Annotated in this window: 15 protein-coding genes; 6 read left to right on the top strand and 9 right to left on the bottom strand. The window is 62.3% G+C overall.

Annotation, left to right across the window (positions count from 1 at the left end; all coding sequences use genetic code 11):
• Positions 1 to 16: 16 nt before the first annotated feature.
• The 3 genes from ftsY (at position 17) to K6N12_RS09445 (ending at position 2916) form a co-directional block, all read left to right on the top strand.
• Positions 17 to 1612, top strand: a complete 1596-nt coding sequence (gene ftsY / locus K6N12_RS09455) for a signal recognition particle-docking protein FtsY (RefSeq protein WP_097624960.1) — start codon at positions 17 to 19, stop codon at positions 1610 to 1612.
• 78 nt (positions 1613 to 1690) lie between these two features.
• Positions 1691 to 2335 carry a septation protein A gene (locus tag K6N12_RS09450; protein ID WP_097624959.1) on the top strand — a complete coding sequence of 215 codons (645 nt, stop codon included), beginning with the start codon at positions 1691 to 1693 and terminating at the stop codon, positions 2333 to 2335.
• Positions 2332 to 2916, top strand: a complete 585-nt coding sequence (locus tag K6N12_RS09445; protein WP_131710924.1) for a DUF2585 domain-containing protein — start codon at positions 2332 to 2334, stop codon at positions 2914 to 2916. The genes K6N12_RS09450 and K6N12_RS09445 overlap by 4 nt, the downstream gene beginning before the upstream one ends.
• Positions 2917 to 3101: 185 nt before the next feature.
• On the opposite strand, the gene K6N12_RS09440 is transcribed toward K6N12_RS09445, so the two are convergent.
• The 5 genes from K6N12_RS09440 to ccmA all read right to left on the bottom strand — a co-directional run bounded on the left by K6N12_RS09440 (position 3102) and on the right by ccmA (position 6218).
• Positions 3102 to 3710, bottom strand: coding sequence for a DsbE family thiol:disulfide interchange protein (locus K6N12_RS09440; protein WP_097624957.1), 609 nt, complete (start codon positions 3708 to 3710; stop codon positions 3102 to 3104).
• Entirely contained in the window at positions 3707 to 3874 is a 168-nt protein-coding gene (gene ccmD / locus K6N12_RS09435; RefSeq protein WP_097624956.1) for a heme exporter protein CcmD, read from the bottom strand. Before ccmD ends, K6N12_RS09440 begins: the two co-directional genes overlap by 4 nt.
• A 3-nt stretch (positions 3875 to 3877) precedes the next feature.
• Positions 3878 to 4639, bottom strand: a complete 762-nt coding sequence (locus K6N12_RS09430; protein WP_097624955.1) for a heme ABC transporter permease — start codon at positions 4637 to 4639, stop codon at positions 3878 to 3880.
• A gap of 48 nt (positions 4640 to 4687) precedes the next feature.
• A complete protein-coding gene (gene ccmB / locus K6N12_RS09425) occupies positions 4688 to 5347 on the bottom strand; it encodes a heme exporter protein CcmB (RefSeq protein WP_097624954.1) in 660 nt (219 codons plus the stop codon).
• 235 nt (positions 5348 to 5582) lie between these two features.
• Positions 5583 to 6218, bottom strand: a complete 636-nt coding sequence (gene ccmA / locus K6N12_RS09420) for a heme ABC exporter ATP-binding protein CcmA (RefSeq protein WP_097624953.1) — start codon at positions 6216 to 6218, stop codon at positions 5583 to 5585.
• A gap of 262 nt (positions 6219 to 6480) precedes the next feature.
• On the opposite strand from ccmA, the gene acnA reads away from it, so the two are divergent.
• The 3 genes from acnA (at position 6481) to K6N12_RS09405 (ending at position 10895) form a co-directional block, all read left to right on the top strand.
• The gene (acnA, locus tag K6N12_RS09415) at positions 6481 to 9171 is read left to right on the top strand and encodes an aconitate hydratase AcnA (protein WP_097624952.1); all 2691 of its coding nucleotides are present in this window, start codon (positions 6481 to 6483) and stop codon (positions 9169 to 9171) included.
• A 233-nt stretch (positions 9172 to 9404) separates the two neighbouring features.
• Positions 9405 to 10145: a DUF1223 domain-containing protein gene (locus K6N12_RS09410; protein WP_097624951.1), complete on the top strand. Its 741-nt coding sequence runs from the start codon at positions 9405 to 9407 to the stop codon at positions 10143 to 10145.
• A 348-nt stretch (positions 10146 to 10493) separates the two neighbouring features.
• Positions 10494 to 10895, top strand: a complete 402-nt coding sequence (locus tag K6N12_RS09405) for a DUF2794 domain-containing protein (RefSeq protein WP_097624950.1) — start codon at positions 10494 to 10496, stop codon at positions 10893 to 10895.
• Between the two features lie 58 nt (positions 10896 to 10953).
• Here K6N12_RS09405 and K6N12_RS09400 read toward each other — a convergent pair whose 3' ends face one another.
• From K6N12_RS09400 to K6N12_RS09385, 4 genes are all read right to left on the bottom strand, one after another.
• Positions 10954 to 11511, bottom strand: coding sequence for a GNAT family N-acetyltransferase (locus K6N12_RS09400; protein ID WP_097625142.1), 558 nt, complete (start codon positions 11509 to 11511; stop codon positions 10954 to 10956).
• Positions 11512 to 11618: 107 nt separating this feature from the next.
• Positions 11619 to 12347 (bottom strand): Bax inhibitor-1/YccA family protein, encoded by a 729-nt coding sequence (locus tag K6N12_RS09395; protein ID WP_097624949.1) that lies wholly within the window; start codon positions 12345 to 12347, stop codon positions 11619 to 11621.
• Positions 12348 to 12526: 179 nt separating this feature from the next.
• Positions 12527 to 15070 carry an ABC transporter permease gene (locus tag K6N12_RS09390; protein WP_131710922.1) on the bottom strand — a complete coding sequence of 848 codons (2544 nt, stop codon included), beginning with the start codon at positions 15068 to 15070 and terminating at the stop codon, positions 12527 to 12529.
• Complete coding sequence (locus K6N12_RS09385; RefSeq protein ID WP_097624947.1) at positions 15067 to 15774, bottom strand: ABC transporter ATP-binding protein; 708 nt, start codon at positions 15772 to 15774, stop codon at positions 15067 to 15069. Before K6N12_RS09385 ends, K6N12_RS09390 begins: the two co-directional genes overlap by 4 nt.
• Between the last annotated feature and the right edge of the window lie 54 nt (positions 15775 to 15828).

Below are 15828 nucleotides of genomic sequence, written 5' to 3'. Positions count from 1 at the left end.
CTTTCACGGAATCCCCATGGCGCTCAGTTTCATCAAAAAGGTCTTCACCTTCGGCAAGCCGGCTGAAGAACCTGTGCCTGCGGCCGTGGAAAAGGAGTTGGAGCCGCGTTCGCGCGTCGAAGATCTGCCGGTTGCTGACGATCCAGTGCTGGCCGAGGAAATGGATACCGCCGGCGGGCCCGCTTCAGATATTGACGAGGGCGGGGTCGAGACGTCGGTTGCTGAAGATGATGTCGAATCCGCAATCCTGCCCGCCGCCGACCAATTGCGCGACATGGGTGTCGTGCCGCTTTCATTGCTGGAAGCCGAGGCAGCAGCGGAGGCGGAGACTGAAATCCAGGCGGTCGCCGAAACCCTTGCGGAAATACCCCTTTCTGTCCCTCTGGGACATCTCGCCCACCAGGCGGGAGATCATGTGGAGACCGGAGCACTAGAACAGCCGGCCGACCTCGAAGAGATCGTCGAAAAGCTTCCGGAAGAGATTCCAACTGAACCGGAAGACATTCCGACTCAGGATGATGCAGGACTGGATTCGCCCTCCCAGCCAATCTCCCCACCTGTGGAGGAGATGCCCGGCAGGGTAGAGGGGGGCAGCCCCCCGGCAAAACCGGAGATTGGCTCTCCCATCCTCCCCAAAGGCTTCGCCACCGGCCCGAAGGTCGTCGAGCCGGAGCCGGTTATGTTGCAGCCGAAGCTCAGCTGGTTCCAGCGTCTGCGCAACGGTCTTGCGCGCACCTCCTCGCAGCTGACCGGCCAGATCACCGCGCTCTTCACGAAGCGCAAGCTCGATGACGAGACGCTGCAGGATCTCGAAGACCTGCTGATCCAGGCCGATCTCGGCGTCGAGACGGCGCTGCGCGTCACCGACACGCTGGCGTCCGAGCGCTACGGCAAGGATGTCACCGGCGAGGATGTCAGCCGGATCATGGCGTCTGAAATCGCCAAGGTCCTGAAGCCGGTCGCCAAGCCGCTGCAGCTCGACCTCTCGCACAAGCCGCATGTCATCCTCGTCGTCGGCGTCAACGGCACCGGCAAAACGACGACGATCGGCAAGCTTGCAGCAAAACTTTCCGGCGCCGGGCTGAAGGTGATGCTGGCGGCCGGCGATACGTTCCGTGCGGCCGCGATCGAGCAGTTGAAGATCTGGGCCGAGCGGACGAACTCCGAATTCATCGGCACCAAGCTTGGCGCAGATGCCGCCGGCCTTGCCTATGATGCCTTCGAACAGGCGAAGGCGAAAAAATGCGATGTGCTGATCGTCGATACCGCCGGCCGCCTGCAGAACAAGGCCGAGCTGATGGCCGAACTCGAGAAGATCGTGCGCGTGCTCGGCAAACTCGATCCCGATGCGCCGCACACCGTGCTGCAGACGCTCGATGCCACGACGGGGCAGAACGCGCTCAGCCAGGTCGAGATCTTCCGCAACGTCGCCGGCGTCAACGGGCTGATCATGACCAAGCTCGACGGCACGGCGCGCGGCGGCATCCTCGTCGCCATTTCGGCCAAGCACAAGCTGCCGGTCTACTTCATCGGTATCGGCGAGGGCGTCGACGATCTGGAACCGTTCGAGGCCGAGGATTTCGCCCATGCCATTGCCGGACTTCCGCAATGATGCCACAGATATGCCGCCGAGAGCCTGCAAGGCACGGCCGGCAACCAGATTGTCAGGAATAGCAGGTTTGACGAACGCATGAGCACCGAAAGCGATATCACCCCGACCGCGGCCGACCGGCATCACCCGCTGCTGAAGCTGGCGCTCGAACTCGGGCCGCTGTTGATCTTCTTCTTTGCCAATTTGCGCGGTCCGTGGCTGGTGGAGAAATTTCCTGCTCTTTCCGAGCTTGGTGGACCGCTGTTCGTCGCAACCGGGCTTTTCATGGCGGCGACGATCCTTTCACTTGTCGTCTCGAAGATCGTGCTCGGCCATCTGCCGATCATGCCCTTCGTCTCCGGCATCGTCGTCGTCATCTTCGGCTCGTTGTCGATCTGGCTGCAGAACGAGACCTTCATCAAGATGAAGCCGACCATCGTCAACGCGCTCTTCGGGGTGGCGCTGCTCGGCGGGCTTGCTTTCGGCCGATCGCTGCTCGGCTATGTCTTCAACGCCGCGTTCCAGCTCGATGCCGAAGGCTGGCGCAAGCTCACCATCCGCTGGGGCATCTTCTTCCTGTTCCTTGCCGTGCTGAACGAAGTCGTCTGGCGCAATTTTTCGGACGATACCTGGGTGGCCTTCAAGGTCTGGGGCACGATGCCGATCACCATCATCTTCACCCTGGCGCAGATGCCGCTGGTGCTCAAGCATAGCCTCAACCCGGAAACGGACGGCGAAAAATGAGCGCTACAGAGGCCGAATATCGTGTGAGACACCAGAGTTTCTGGTTCGTCGCCTGCCTTGCGGTGCTGGTTGCTCAGATCGTCGCCGAATATCTGATGGGCCGCGTGCCGATCTGCTCCTGCGGTTATGTCAAGCTGTGGGAGGGCGGGGTCAATACCAGCGGCAATTCGCAGCATCTGTCGGATTGGTACACGCCGTCGCATATCATCCACGGCTTCCTGTTCTACGGGCTCGGCCATCTCGTCCTGCGCCGCAAGCCGCCGGCGGCAAAGCTGTTGCTGGCGCTCGTCATCGAATCCGGCTGGGAACTGCTCGAAAATTCGCCGCTGATCATCGACCGCTATCGCACGGCGACGATCGCACTCGACTATTACGGCGACAGCATCCTGAATTCGGCAATGGACACCGTCTTCATGTGCATCGGCTTCTTCTTCGCATCGCGGGCGCCGGTGGCGCTGACGGTGGCGATCGCGATCTTCTTCGAAGTTTTCACCGGCTATGTAATCCGCGATAATCTGACGTTGAACGTGGTGATGCTGATCTGGCCGGTGGAGGCGATCAAGGTCTGGCAGGGCGGGTAATAAACCGCGTTTGATTATGACCCCTCCGCAACCCTCTTCATAAGGGGGAGGGGCCTGAGTGCCGCGCCCGGCGTTTTCCACTTCACCGTTTCATCCGCAGAGGTTACTTTGGCACCATACGTGCGCCAAGTTAGTCCCTCCCCCTTGTGAGGAGGGGTTGGGGAGGGGTTTTCTTGGGAGAGCTCTTACGAACCTGGCTTCCCCAACGCTTTTTCCATCGCCGGAAACAGCCCTTCCTTCAGGCTGATATCGTCGAAGGGGCCGACGCGTTTGTAGAGGATCGTGCCGTCCGGGGCGACCAGATAGCTTTCCGGGATGCCGTAGACGCCCCAGTCGATCGCCGCCTTGCCGTTCGGGTCGATGCCGATCGCCTGATAGGGATTGCCGAGTTCGCCGAGGAAACGCAGGGCGTTGTCGTTCTGGTCCTTGTAGTTGATGGCGACGATGTTCAGCCGGCCGTCTTTCGCCAGTTCTTTCAACACGGGATGTTCGTCGCGGCAGGGGACGCACCAGGAGGCGAAGACGTTGACGAGGGTCAGCTTGCCCTTGATGGCCGTATCGGTCAGCGCCGGCAGATTGGCGCCCTCGAGCGGCGGCAGGTCCAGTGCCGGTGCCTTGGTGCCGATCAGGGCGGAGGGGATTTCGGCGATGTTCTTGCCGTGGAAATCCTGGTCGTAGAGCATCTTTGCGGCCGTTGCCGCAATGCCGCCGAAAACGATCAGCGGCAGAAGCGCCAGAGCATAACGGCCAAGGCCGTGCGGCTTGGTGATTCCGGTTTCGGGCGTCTCGCTCATTCGCTGTCCCTTTTGCGGGCCGAGCGGCGGCGGATGCCGGCGGCTTCAAGCGCTGCGAGTTCCCGGCGGCGCGCCCGACCGTCGGCCCAGGTCCAGAGCGTGACGGCGGCCGTCATGAATGCTGCAAAGCCGTAGGAGGCGTAAACGTAGAAGGCATGCGTCACCAGCTACTCCTCCCGGCTCGCCATGCGGGCGGCAAGACGGCGCTGGGCGGCGATGCGGCGGCGCCAGATCTCGTTGCGCATCGCCATGATATGCAGCGTGAAGAAGAGCAGGGTGAAGGCAATCGCCATGACGAAGAGCGGCCGCAGGAATTCCGGATCGATCGCCGGGCCGTCGAGGCGCATCACGCTTGCCGACTGATGCAGCGTGTTCCACCACTCGACCGAGAATTTGATGATCGGGATGTTGATGAAACCGACGAGGATGAGGACGGCGGAAACGCGCGCGGCCTTCGACGGATCGTCGATGGCGCGGCCGAGCGCAATCAGGCCGAGATACATCAGGAAGAGAACGAAAACGGAGGTCAGCCGCGCATCCCAGACCCACCAGGTACCCCACATCGGCTTGCCCCAGAGCGAGCCGGTGACGAGGGCGAGCAGGGTGAAGGTGGCGCCGAGCGGGGCTGCGGCCCTGGCGGATACGTCGGCGAGCGGATGGCGCCAGACCAGCGTGCCGATCGCCGAGACGCTCATGATCGTGTAGCACATCATCGACAGCCAGGCCGCGGGTACGTGGACATACATGATGCGCACGGTCTCGCCCTGCTGGTAATCGCCCTCTGTGGAGAAGCTGAGGTAGAGGCCGATCAGAAAACAGAGGGCGGTGATGCCGGCCAGCCACGGAATGACGCGTGCCGCCAGCGCCAGAAACCGCGTCGGGTTGGCGAGATCGCTGAATTTGCTGATGGCAAGGCTCGTTTGGCTCATGTCCGCTTCCTTACCTTGATCCGGCTTTTCCCGCAATCGAATGGCTGCTCAATCCGTCGTGTTTCGCAGCGCCAGCGCGGCGGCAGCCGGGCCGATGACGGCAAAGAACAGCGTCAGCGCGATGAGGATGAGGAAAGGCGGCAGGAACGGGGCGGGATCCTCGACCGCGGCATAGGCGGCGCTGACGCCGAAGATCAGCACCGGGATGGTCAGCGGCAACACAAGGATCGAGACCAGCAGGCCGCCGCGCGGCAGCGCCACGGCGACGGCGGCGCCGACGGCGCCGATGAAGGTGATGGCGGGCGAGCCGACAAGAAGCGTCAGCGCCGTCGCGCCGATCGCCGCCTCGTCCATGTTCATGAACAGGCCGAGCAGCGGCGAGGCGATGACCAGCGGCAGGCTGGTCGCCGTCCAGTGGGCGAAGCATTTGACGAGTACGGTGAGAACGAGCGGCGTATCCTGCATCAGCATCAGGTCGAGCGAGCCGTCGTCGCGCTCGGCCTGGAACAGCCGGTCGAGGCCGAGAAGTGCGGCCAGCAGCGCGCCGATCCAGACGATGGCGGGGCCGATGCGCGACAGCAGCTTGAGATCGGGACCGACGCCGAAGGGGATGACGGCGACGACCGTCAGAAAGAACAGCACCCCGACCAGCGCGCCGCCGCCGGCGCGGATCGAGAGTTTGAGATCGCGGAGGAAGAGGGCGATCATGCGGGGCGGCTCTGTGCGGTTGATGGGGCGGCACCCCCCTCTGCCCTGCCGGGCATCTCCCCCACAAGGGGGGAGATTGGCAAGATGCACCGGCTTCGCGAAACCTTAATCGTGCGCCGAGCGGCCGCGGCTATCTGCGGCGTTTCATTGGGGCAAGAGGGCCCCCCTGGCCGATCTCCCCCCTTGTGGGGGAGATGCCCGGCAGGGCAGAGGGGGGTAGCGACACGGCAAACCATCATCCCCATACCCCCGCATCCACACGTGAAAAACCCGTCATCTTCAATTCCTGCGTATTCTTCAATCCCAGCGGCTGATGTGTCGCTGCCAGCACGATGCCGCCTTCTGCCAGATGCGCTTCGATCAACCCGGCCAACAGCCGGTCGGCGCTGGCATCGAGTGCCGCCGTGGGTTCGTCGAGGATCCAGACGGGGCGGTGGGCGACGAGCAGTTTGGCGAAAGCTATCCGGCGCTGCTGGCCGGCGGAGAGGTAACCGAAGGGAAGATGGGTTATCCCCGACAGGCCGACGGCGTTAGCCGCATCCTCGACGGAGGAGCCGGTACTTCCGAGAAAGCTGCGCCAGAAGTCGAGATTTTCCGCAACCGTAAGTTCATTCTTCATTGCGTTCCGATGGCCGAGGTAGTGGCTGGCCTCGCCCGGATGCCTGTCTTCCCGGCCCTCTCCGTCGCGGAAGATGACAGTGCCCTTGTCCGGCCTCAGGAGGCCGGCGACGACGCGCAGTAAAGTGGACTTTCCCGATCCATTTCTGCCCGTCAGGACGAGCGCCCCGCCGGCGGCCAAGTGAAAGGAAATGTTTACGAAAATCAGGTCCTCACCGCGCCTTGCAGCCAGATTTTCGGCAGTGAGATGCATGCGTCGGCTCTTTCTTGGTTTCGGCTTCCGGAGTGGTCAAAAAATCTCCGATTTTGACCTTGCTCGGGTATGGCAAGTTTTTAGGAAATTATCTATAAGACCGGCAACCACGCCAGCGGTCGGCGTGAATTTCATCCTTGCGCCGAACTTGGAGCATCCGTTCCACGTGCGGACAGCGGAAATGGCCGTACCCGCATCCTGATGTGCATTAAGTGCATAGGCGTTCGCACGACTGTGTTGGCTATCAGAAACGGGGTCTCTCGTGTCTAAATCTCTTGACAGTTTCAATTGTCGTTCCACGCTTTCCGTTGGTGGAAAGGACTATGTCTATTACAGCCTGCCCAAGGCTGAGGCAAACGGTCTGCCCGGCGTCTCGAAGCTTCCCTATTCGATGAAGGTGTTGCTGGAAAACCTGCTGCGTTTCGAAGACGGCCAGTCGGTCACCAAGGAGCACATCCTGGCCGTTGCCGAATGGCTGAACAATAAGGGTGCAGTCGAAAACGAGATCGCCTATCGCCCGGCGCGCGTGCTGATGCAGGACTTTACCGGCGTTCCGGCCGTTGTCGATCTTGCCGCGATGCGCGACGCGATGGTGTCCCTCGGCGGCGATCCCGAGAAGATCAACCCGCTGGTTCCCGTCGATCTCGTCATTGACCACTCGGTCATCGTCGACGAGTTCGGTACGCCGCAGGCCTTCGCCCGTAACGTCGAGCTGGAATACCAGCGCAACGGCGAGCGCTACCGCTTCCTGAAGTGGGGGCAGCAGGCCTTCAAGAATTTCCGCGTTGTTCCCCCCGGCACCGGCATCTGTCACCAGGTCAATCTCGAATATCTCGGCCAGACCGTCTGGACCAAGGAAGAAGACGGCGAGACGATCGCCTATCCCGATACCTGCGTCGGCACCGACAGCCATACGACGATGATCAATGGTCTCGGCGTGCTCGGCTGGGGCGTCGGCGGTATCGAAGCTGAAGCGGCGATGCTCGGCCAGCCGGTCTCGATGCTGCTTCCTGAAGTCATCGGCTTCAAGCTGACCGGCAAGCTCAAGGAAGGCGTGACCGCGACCGACCTCGTTCTGACCGTCGTGCAGATGCTGCGCAAGAAGGGCGTCGTTTCGAAGTTCGTCGAATTTTTCGGTCCCGGCATGGACAATATGCCGCTCGCCGACCGCGCAACGATCGGCAACATGGGGCCGGAATACGGCGCTACCTGCGGCTTCTTCCCGGTCGATGGGGAAACCATCAACTACCTCACCATGTCCGGCCGCACGCATGACCGGATCGCGCTCGTCGAAGCCTATTCGAAGGCCCAGGGCATGTGGCGTGACGGCGACGGTTCGGATCTCGTCTTCACCGACACGCTGGAACTCGACCTCGGCGACGTCGTGCCGTCGATGGCCGGCCCGAAGCGTCCGGAAGGCCGCATCGCGCTCGAAAACATTGCCTCCGGTTTTGCCGGCTCAATGGAAGCCGACTACAAGAAGCCCGGCCAGCTCGACAACCGCTACGCGGTCGAAGGCACGGATTTCGATCTCGGTCATGGCGACGTGGCGATTGCCGCCATCACGTCCTGCACCAACACCTCCAACCCGTCGGTGCTGATCGCCGCCGGCCTTCTCGCCCGCAACGCCGTTGCCAAGGGATTGAAGACCAAGCCGTGGGTCAAGACCTCGCTGGCGCCGGGATCGCAGGTCGTCGGTGAATATCTCGCCAAGTCGGGCCTGCAGGCCGATCTCGATAAGCTCGGCTTCAACCTCGTCGGCTTCGGCTGCACCACCTGCATCGGCAATTCCGGCCCGCTGCCGGCGCCGATCTCGAAGACGATCAACGACAAGGGCCTGATCGTATCGGGCGTTCTCTCCGGCAACCGTAACTTCGAAGGACGCATTTCGCCCGATGTGCAGGCGAATTATCTGGCTTCGCCGCCGCTCGTCGTCGCCTATGCGCTCGCCGGCACGGTGCAGAAGGACCTGACCAAGGAGCCGATCGGCGAAGACCAGAACGGCAACCCGGTCTATCTCAAGGACATCTGGCCGACCTCGAAGGAAGTCCAGGAATTCATCCTGAAATACGTGACCCGCGAGCTTTACGAAAGCAAGTATGCCGACGTCTTCAAGGGCGACGTCAACTGGCAGGCCGTTCAGGTTCCGCCGGGCCAGACCTATGCCTGGGATGACAATTCGACCTATGTCCAGAACCCGCCTTACTTCGTCGGCATGGGCAAGAAGGGCACCGGCGTCTCCGACATCAAGGGCGCACGCGTCCTCGGCCTGTTCGGCGACAAGATCACCACCGACCACATTTCGCCGGCCGGTTCGATCAAGGCGGCGTCGCCGGCCGGCGCTTACCTCATCGACCACGAGGTCGCCGTTGCCGACTTCAACCAGTACGGCACGCGCCGCGGCAACCATGAAGTGATGATGCGCGGCACGTTTGCCAATATCCGCATCCGCAACCACATGCTCGGCCCGAACGGCAAGGAAGGTGGTTACACCATACACTATCCGTCGAAGGAGGAGACATCGATCTACGACGCCGCCATGCAGTACAAGGCCGAAGGCGTGCCGCTCGTCATCTTCGCCGGTGTCGAATACGGCAACGGCTCTTCGCGCGACTGGGCTGCCAAGGGCACCAACCTCCTCGGCGTCAAGGCTGTCGTCGCTCAATCCTTCGAGCGTATCCATCGCTCGAACCTGGTCGGCATGGGCGTCATCCCCTTCGTCTTCGAAGAGGGCACGACCTGGCAGAGCCTCGGCCTGAAGGGCGACGAGCTCGTCACCATCGAAGGCCTCGACAAGATCAAGCCGCGTGAGAAGAAGATCGCCAAGATCACCTATGGCGACGGCACCGTGAAGGAAGTTCCGCTGCTGTCGCGCGTCGATACGCTCGATGAGGTGGTCTACCTCAACAATGGCGGCATCCTGCAGACGGTTCTGCGCGACCTCGCTGCCTGATTGTTAATAGCCTCGCATGATAATGGCCGCCGGAGAGCAGTTTCCGGCGGCCTTTCTTTGTGGCGACGGGATTTGCGGGGGCTCACGATGATTTGTTTTATGCGGGTTCCGGTCGCGCTGCGTCTCACCCGTTCGTGACTTTTCGTTTGGACCCGGAAGGATTATTCGTACGTTCATATGTCAGTGCCTTCGGTTCAATCACGCCGTCGGCGCTGAAAAAGAGGTGCAGGTGAATGTCCCCCCGTTTTTTGATTCCGCTGATCGCCGGCGTTGTTCTCTCAGGCCCGCTACAGGCCGAAGACGGCACGCCGAAAGGTGTCGTCGAACTTTTCACGGCGCAGGGCTGCTCTTCCTGTCCTCCTGCTGACGCCGCTTTCCGCAAGCTGGTGAGCCAGGGCGATGTCATCGCGCTCGCCTATCATGTCGATTACTGGAATTATCTCGGCTGGGCCGATACGCTGAGCTCCAAGGAAAACACCGAGCGGCAATACGGCTATGCGAGAACAATGGGCCGCAGCAACGTCTATACGCCGCAGGCGATCGTCAACGGGCGCGGCCACCTGGCCGGCGCCGATCTCAACGGCATCAACAGCAAGATCGACACCTATAGCGGCGAAGGCAACGGGCTGACCGTTCCCATCAGCGCGGCAATGCGCGGCGACGAGCTGGAAATCAAGATCGGCGCGGGGCAGGGCAAAGCCAATGTGGTGATGGTCTATTTCGACAAGGAAAAGACGATCGAGGTCGAAAAAGGCGAGAACAGCGGAAAGAAGCTGTCCTATCTGCACAGCGTCACCAATGTCGAAACGGTCGGCATGTGGGACGGCAACGCGACCAGTCTGACGCTGCCGGCCAGCGTCCTGCAGCGGCCGCAGCTCGAGGGCTGCGCGATCCTGCTGCAATCGGCGGACGACAACGGCGATCCGGCGGCGATCCTTGGCGCGACCGTGGTAATGGCTGGCAAAAATATCTGAGATTTCATCCGCTTGCGGGTGAAGTACCGGGCGGCCCGGCTGAGCGTATTCGGGGCTGGGGTTAAGGTCGATACGCTCCGCCGGGCCCTTTGGCGCGCTGGCGCCAAACCGGGATTCATAAATCTCCTGCAAATGAGGCGCTGTTTTGACTGAAATGCGGCGCTGCCGAGAAAGCGACAGCGCTGTCACGCGCATCGGACGATGCGCCGATTCAAAGTGCTACAGCGTTCATGCGGGCTGCGCGCGGCGCTGTAGTGCGGCCGAATGTGACGGCCGGCGCTCTTGCAATTTGCGGCGGCTCGGGCACACTGTCACCCTCCTGTCACATGCAGAGGCCTTGGAGACTGAATGACAGATCAGCCGGATTTGCGACACGGCGAAAGCCGTTCCGTCGACAATAGTTCCTCAGTCGTCGTCGATCTCAGGGAATACAAGCAGAGCAAGGACCCGCTTCCGGTGACCTTTCATCGGCGCGAACTGGACGCGATCCTCTGGATCTACGGTCGTATGGTCGGTGACGGCGAATGGCGCGATTACGCCATCGATCACCTGAAGGACAAAGCGGTGTTCTCCGTCTTCAAGCGCTCCGGCGAAATGCCGCTCTTCCGCATCGAGAAAAATCCCAAGCTCGCCGCCAAACAGGGCGCCTATTCCGTGATCAACGTCCACGGCACCATCCTGAAGCGCGGTCACGAGTTGAACCAGGTGCTGAAGGTGTTCGACAAGGCGCTGAAGCTCGTCGACAAGTAGGACGCTTTTTTCTGCATGTCGTTATCCCGGAACCGCTTCACGCTTCCGGGCACATGCATCAGCCGGCAAACAGCGTGCCGGGATAGGCGGAGGGATCCGGATCGGTCGTCATGCCCTCGCCGAGGACGCGCTGCATGAGCATCGTATCCAGCCAGCGGCCGTGTTTGTAGCCGGCGCCCCGCATCAGGCCGACCTCCACGAAGCCCGTCTTGAGATGAAGCGCGATCGAGGCGGGGCTGGCGCCGCCGATGACGGCGATCATCTGACGAAAACCGAGATTGGTGCAGCGGTCGATCAGTTCGGCCATCAATGCTTTGCCGATGCCGAGGCCGCGGGCTTCGGGCGCCAGATAGATCGAATCCTCGACCATCCAGCGATAGGCCGGGCGGACGCGAAAGGCCGAGGCATAGGCATAACCGAGCATGCCGCCATCCGCACCGGCTGCGGCGATATAGGGATATTGCTGGCCGACGATCGCCGCAAAACGCTGCGCCATCTCCGCCTCGGATGGCGGGGTGATCTCGTAGCTCGACGTGCCGTTCAGAACGGATTCCCGGTAGATACCGGTGATGGCGGGAATATCGGCTTGCGACGCGTCGCGCAGGAGGAATGACATTGGCGGCTGGTCCATCAGGAAGGCAGGGCTCCTCTAAAACCATCCCGGCAAAATGAGCGCAACAAAAAAGGCGGCCGAAGCCGCCTTTTCGATCTCTGTCCGCTTGCTTATTTGCGGTTGCCCATGAACTGCAGCAGGAACATGAAGAGGTTGATGAAGTCGAGATAGAGCGTCAGCGCGCCCATGATCGCCTTGCGGCCGGCCACGGCGACGTCATCGGCTTCTAGGTACAGTTCCTTGATCCGCTGCGTGTCGTAGGCGGTGAGGCCGGCGAAGATCAGAACGCCGATCACCGAGATCGCAAACTGCATGGCCGACGAGGCCAAGAAGACGTTGACGATCGAAGCGATGATCAGGCCGAAAAGACCCATGACCAGGAACGAACCCATCGCTGACAGATCACGCTTCGTCGTGTAGCCGTAAAGCGACAGCGCGCCGAAGGAGGCGGCGGTGACGAAGAAGGTCTGAACGACGCTCTGGCCCGTGTAGACCAGGAAGATCGACGAGAGCGACAGGCCGACCAGGCCGGCATAGACCCAGAAGGTCGTCTGTGCGGCGGCCACGCTCATGCTATTGATGCGGAAGCTCAGGAAGAAGACAGCCGCGAGAGGCGCGAGGATCACGACCCAGCGCAAGGGCGACTGGAACAGCAGCACGCCGAACTGGGTGAGTTGTCCGTCCTGAACAGCGAAGTTGAATCCGAGATATGCCGCCACGCCGGTGATCGCCAGACCCAGCGCCATCAGGTTGTAAACCTTGAGCATATAAGCGCGCAGGCCTTGATCAATCATCTCGCCGGTCTGAGCGCGGCTTTGATAGTTACGAAGGTCAGCCATAGTTTCCTCTTAAAAGCTCCGATGGAGATACGGTGTCGGGTTTTCGACCCGGGCGCCGCTGCGGAGCTCCAGCATGCCTGCCGACAATATGAGGCTTTCGTTCATCGCAAACAAGAGGGTTGCAACAGCCCGGCCGGTTAAATCGCCGTAAGGTGAAGGGTTTGGCTGCCGCTGCCCGGTCAAAGCTCGCGCAGGACGGGTGCGGCCTTCTGGCCGAGGATGCGCCAGGTGCCGATCAGGCCGATGCCGACCGTCAGGACGAGGGCGGTGACGAGTGTCAGCCCCGCCACATCGGGCAGGAAGGTCGAGGGCAGGTGCATGATGCGGGCGACGATGAACCAGGCGGCAACGCTGCCGGCCATCAGCGCGAAGATCGCGGTTGCCAGCCCCAGGATCAGATATTCGTAGCTGAAGGCGCGAATGAGCATGGCGCGGGTGGCGCCGAGCGTCTTCAGCACCACCGCGTCGTGCGTGCGCGCCCGGTTTCCGGCGGCAAGGGCCCCGGCAAGGACGAGGATCGAGGCGATGAGGGCGACCGAGGCTGCGGCGCGGATTGCGGTTGCAAGCTGCGCCACCAGCTGGTTGACGATATCGATCGCGTCCTTGACGCGCACACTGGTGATCGTCGGATAGGTGTTGGTGACGGATTTCAGGATCGCCGCATCTTCTGCCGGCGTCGAGGCGGGATCGGTCAGCGTCGCCAGCCACGCATGCGGGGCGCCGCGAAAGGTATTCGGCGAGAAGACCATGACGAAATTGATCGATAGCGATTCCCATTGGACGCGGCGCAGATTGGCGATCTTCGCGGTGATGTTGCGGCCGAGCACGTTGACAGTGACCTTGTCGCCGATCTTCAGGCCGAGTTCATGGGCTTCTTCCGAGGAGAAGGAGACGAGCGGCTCGCCGCTGTAATCCTTGTCCCACCAGCTGCCTTCGGTCAGCGCGGCATTTTCCGGCAGGGTGTCGGCGTAGGTGATGCCGCGATCGCCGTTCAGCACCCAGCGGCCGGCGGCCGGGACGTTCATCTTGCTGACGTCCTCGCCGTTGAAGGCGATGATCCGGCCGCGCAGCATCGGCACTTCCATCAGCTTGCCCTTCGGCGCCTGTGCCTGGACGAGAGCACGGAAAGCATCGACCTCGGCGCTCTGGATATCGACGAAGAAGAAGTTCGGCGCGCCCTCATTCATGCGGCCGGTCAGCTGCTGGCGCAGGTTTCCGTCGATAAGGGTCAGCGTCACCAGCAATGCCAGGCCGAGGCCGAGCGAGAGCACGACCGAGGGCGTCAATGCGCCGGGGCGGTGGATGTTGCCGATCGCAAGCCGCAATGCCGGCGAGTTGACCCGCGGGCTGCGACGCGCAAGCCAGGCGATCGCTGCTGCGACCAGGCGCAGCACGACGAAGGCGAAGACGATCGCGCCGACGAAGACGACGGCAATGAAGCGGTCATAGGCGGTGAGGATGGCAAGGCCGGCAAGGGCGACCATGAACAGCGCGGCCAGCAGGATGTAGGGCCAGGAGGGAAGGCGGCGGGCCTCGAAGCCCTGCTCGCGGAAGAGCGCGGTCGCCGGCACTTCGCGGGCATGGCCGAGCGGCAGGATGGCGAAGGCGAGCGTCGTCAGGATGCCGAAGAGCGTCGCCAGCAGCAAGGCGCCGGGATAAAGCGTCGGCGCCGTCGAGACCGGCAGGAACTGCGCCAGAAACTGGGCGGCGAAGATCGGCGACAGGGCGCCGATGAGAAGGCCGATCGTGATGCCGCCAAGGGCGATGATGGCGATCTGGAAAAGATAGATCAGAACGACGACCTGCGCCGGCGCACCGAGGCATTTGAAGGTTGCGATGGTGGTGCGCTTGGAATCGAGGAAGGCGCGGACGGCATTGGCGACGCCGACGCCCCCGACGATCAGCGCGGTGAGGCCGACCAGCGTCAGGAACTGCGAGAAGCGGTTGATGTTTTCGGTGAGCGAGGGCGCGGCGCGGTCGCTGGTCCGAACGGCCCAGCCGGCAGAAGGGAATTCCTTGGCGGCGCGCGCCTGGATGCCCGACATTGCGCCCTTGTCTTCCAGCCGGATCTTATAGGCATGTTCGACCAGGCTTCCCGTCTGGATCAGCCCGGAGGCTTCGAGCGCCCGGCGGCTGACCAGCAGACGCGGCGCAAAACCGAAACCTTCCGACAGCGCATCCGGCTCGGTTTTGACGGTGCCGGTGATGCTGAGCTTGACGTTGCCAAGCAGCAATTCATCCCCGACCGCAAGCCCCAGCCGATCGAGAAGGAGGGGCGCTGCCACGGCGCCATAGGTGCCGCCCTGGCCCGAAAGCAGAGCTGCGAGCGGATAGTCCGGCTCGGCTTTGAAGCTGCCGTAGAGCGGGTAGGCGTCGTCGACCGCCTTGACCTCCACCAGCGCCTGATCGGAACCGTCAGGCTTGCGGGCCATCGAGCGCAGGCCGGTCGACACCGAAACGGTACCGAGGCCGTCGAGGAAAGCCATTTCCTCAGGCGTGGCTTCGCGGTTGTTGAGTTCGAAACGGACGTCGCCGGCCAAGAGCTCCTGTCCCTGCGAGGCGATCGTATCGATGATCGACTGTGAGACCGAATTGACGGCGGCAATCGCCCCGGTGCCGAGCGCGATGCAGGCGAGGAAGATGTAAAAGCCGCGAATGCCGCCGCGCAGCTCGCGGAGCGCCAGGCGAAAAGCGAGCGAAACGCGCGGCGTGATGATGCTCATGCGATTGCCGCCTCGCTACGGCGGGTGGCGCTGTCGCCTTCGATCCGGCCGGATCGGACGCGGATCTGGCGCGAGCAGCGGTTCGCAAGCGAGACGTCGTGGGTGACGAGAAGCAAAGTCATGCCGCGTTCGGCCTGTTTGGAAAACAGCAAGTCGGCGATCTGACGGCCGGTCTCGGTGTCGAGATTGCCTGTGGGCTCATCGGCGATCAGCAGGGCGGGCGAGGGGGCGAGCGCCCTGGCGATCGCCACGCGCTGCTGTTCGCCGCCGGAAAGCTGGCCGGGATAGTGGTTCAGCCGTTCACCGAGGCCGACCGACTTCAGCTCGCGATGGGCGATCTCGAAGGCGTTGCCGACATTGGCAAGTTCGAGCGGCACGGCGACGTTTTCCAGCGCCGTCATGTTGGCGATCAAGTGGAAGGACTGGAAGACGATGCCGATGTTGCGGCCGCGGAAATCGGCGACCTGATCCTCGCTCAGCGCGTGGATCGGCGTGTTGTTGATATTGATTTCGCCGCTGTCGAGCTTCTCCAGCCCGGCAAGCACCATCAGCAGGGTCGACTTGCCGGATCCGGACGGGCCGACGATGCCGACGGATTCGCCTGATGTGATATCGAGGTCGATGCCCTTCAGCACATGCACCGAAGCGGCCGCACTGCCAAGCGTCAGATCGGCGCCCTTCAACTCGATGATGGTTTTTGCCAACAGAAATCGCCCTATATAAATCTATAACGAAACAGCCGCATAACGGCACTTCGC

Origin of the sequence: Rhizobium redzepovicii (assembly GCF_019793435.1) — a bacterium.
GTDB lineage: Bacteria > Pseudomonadota > Alphaproteobacteria > Rhizobiales > Rhizobiaceae > Rhizobium > Rhizobium redzepovicii.
Note: the sequence above shows the minus strand (reverse complement) of the source record. Positions and strands in the feature narration are given on the sequence as shown.

What these genes read in the sequence shown, in the direction of transcription:
- ftsY (WP_097624960.1), top strand. Translation starts at nt 17, where the DNA reads ATGGCGCTCAGTTTCATCAAAAAGGTCTTCACCTTCGGCAAGCCGGCT.
- K6N12_RS09450 (WP_097624959.1), top strand. Translation starts at nt 1,691, where the DNA reads ATGAGCACCGAAAGCGATATCACCCCGACCGCGGCCGACCGGCATCAC.
- K6N12_RS09445 (WP_131710924.1), top strand. Translation starts at nt 2,332, where the DNA reads ATGAGCGCTACAGAGGCCGAATATCGTGTGAGACACCAGAGTTTCTGG.
- K6N12_RS09440 (WP_097624957.1), bottom strand. Translation starts at nt 3,710, where the DNA reads ATGAGCGAGACGCCCGAAACCGGAATCACCAAGCCGCACGGCCTTGGC.
- K6N12_RS09430 (WP_097624955.1), bottom strand. Translation starts at nt 4,639, where the DNA reads ATGAGCCAAACGAGCCTTGCCATCAGCAAATTCAGCGATCTCGCCAAC.
- ccmB (WP_097624954.1), bottom strand. Translation starts at nt 5,347, where the DNA reads ATGATCGCCCTCTTCCTCCGCGATCTCAAACTCTCGATCCGCGCCGGC.
- ccmA (WP_097624953.1), bottom strand. Translation starts at nt 6,218, where the DNA reads ATGCATCTCACTGCCGAAAATCTGGCTGCAAGGCGCGGTGAGGACCTG.
- K6N12_RS09410 (WP_097624951.1), top strand. Translation starts at nt 9,405, where the DNA reads ATGTCCCCCCGTTTTTTGATTCCGCTGATCGCCGGCGTTGTTCTCTCA.
- K6N12_RS09405 (WP_097624950.1), top strand. Translation starts at nt 10,494, where the DNA reads ATGACAGATCAGCCGGATTTGCGACACGGCGAAAGCCGTTCCGTCGAC.
- K6N12_RS09400 (WP_097625142.1), bottom strand. Translation starts at nt 11,511, where the DNA reads ATGTCATTCCTCCTGCGCGACGCGTCGCAAGCCGATATTCCCGCCATC.
- K6N12_RS09395 (WP_097624949.1), bottom strand. Translation starts at nt 12,347, where the DNA reads ATGGCTGACCTTCGTAACTATCAAAGCCGCGCTCAGACCGGCGAGATG.
- K6N12_RS09390 (WP_131710922.1), bottom strand. Translation starts at nt 15,070, where the DNA reads ATGAGCATCATCACGCCGCGCGTTTCGCTCGCTTTTCGCCTGGCGCTC.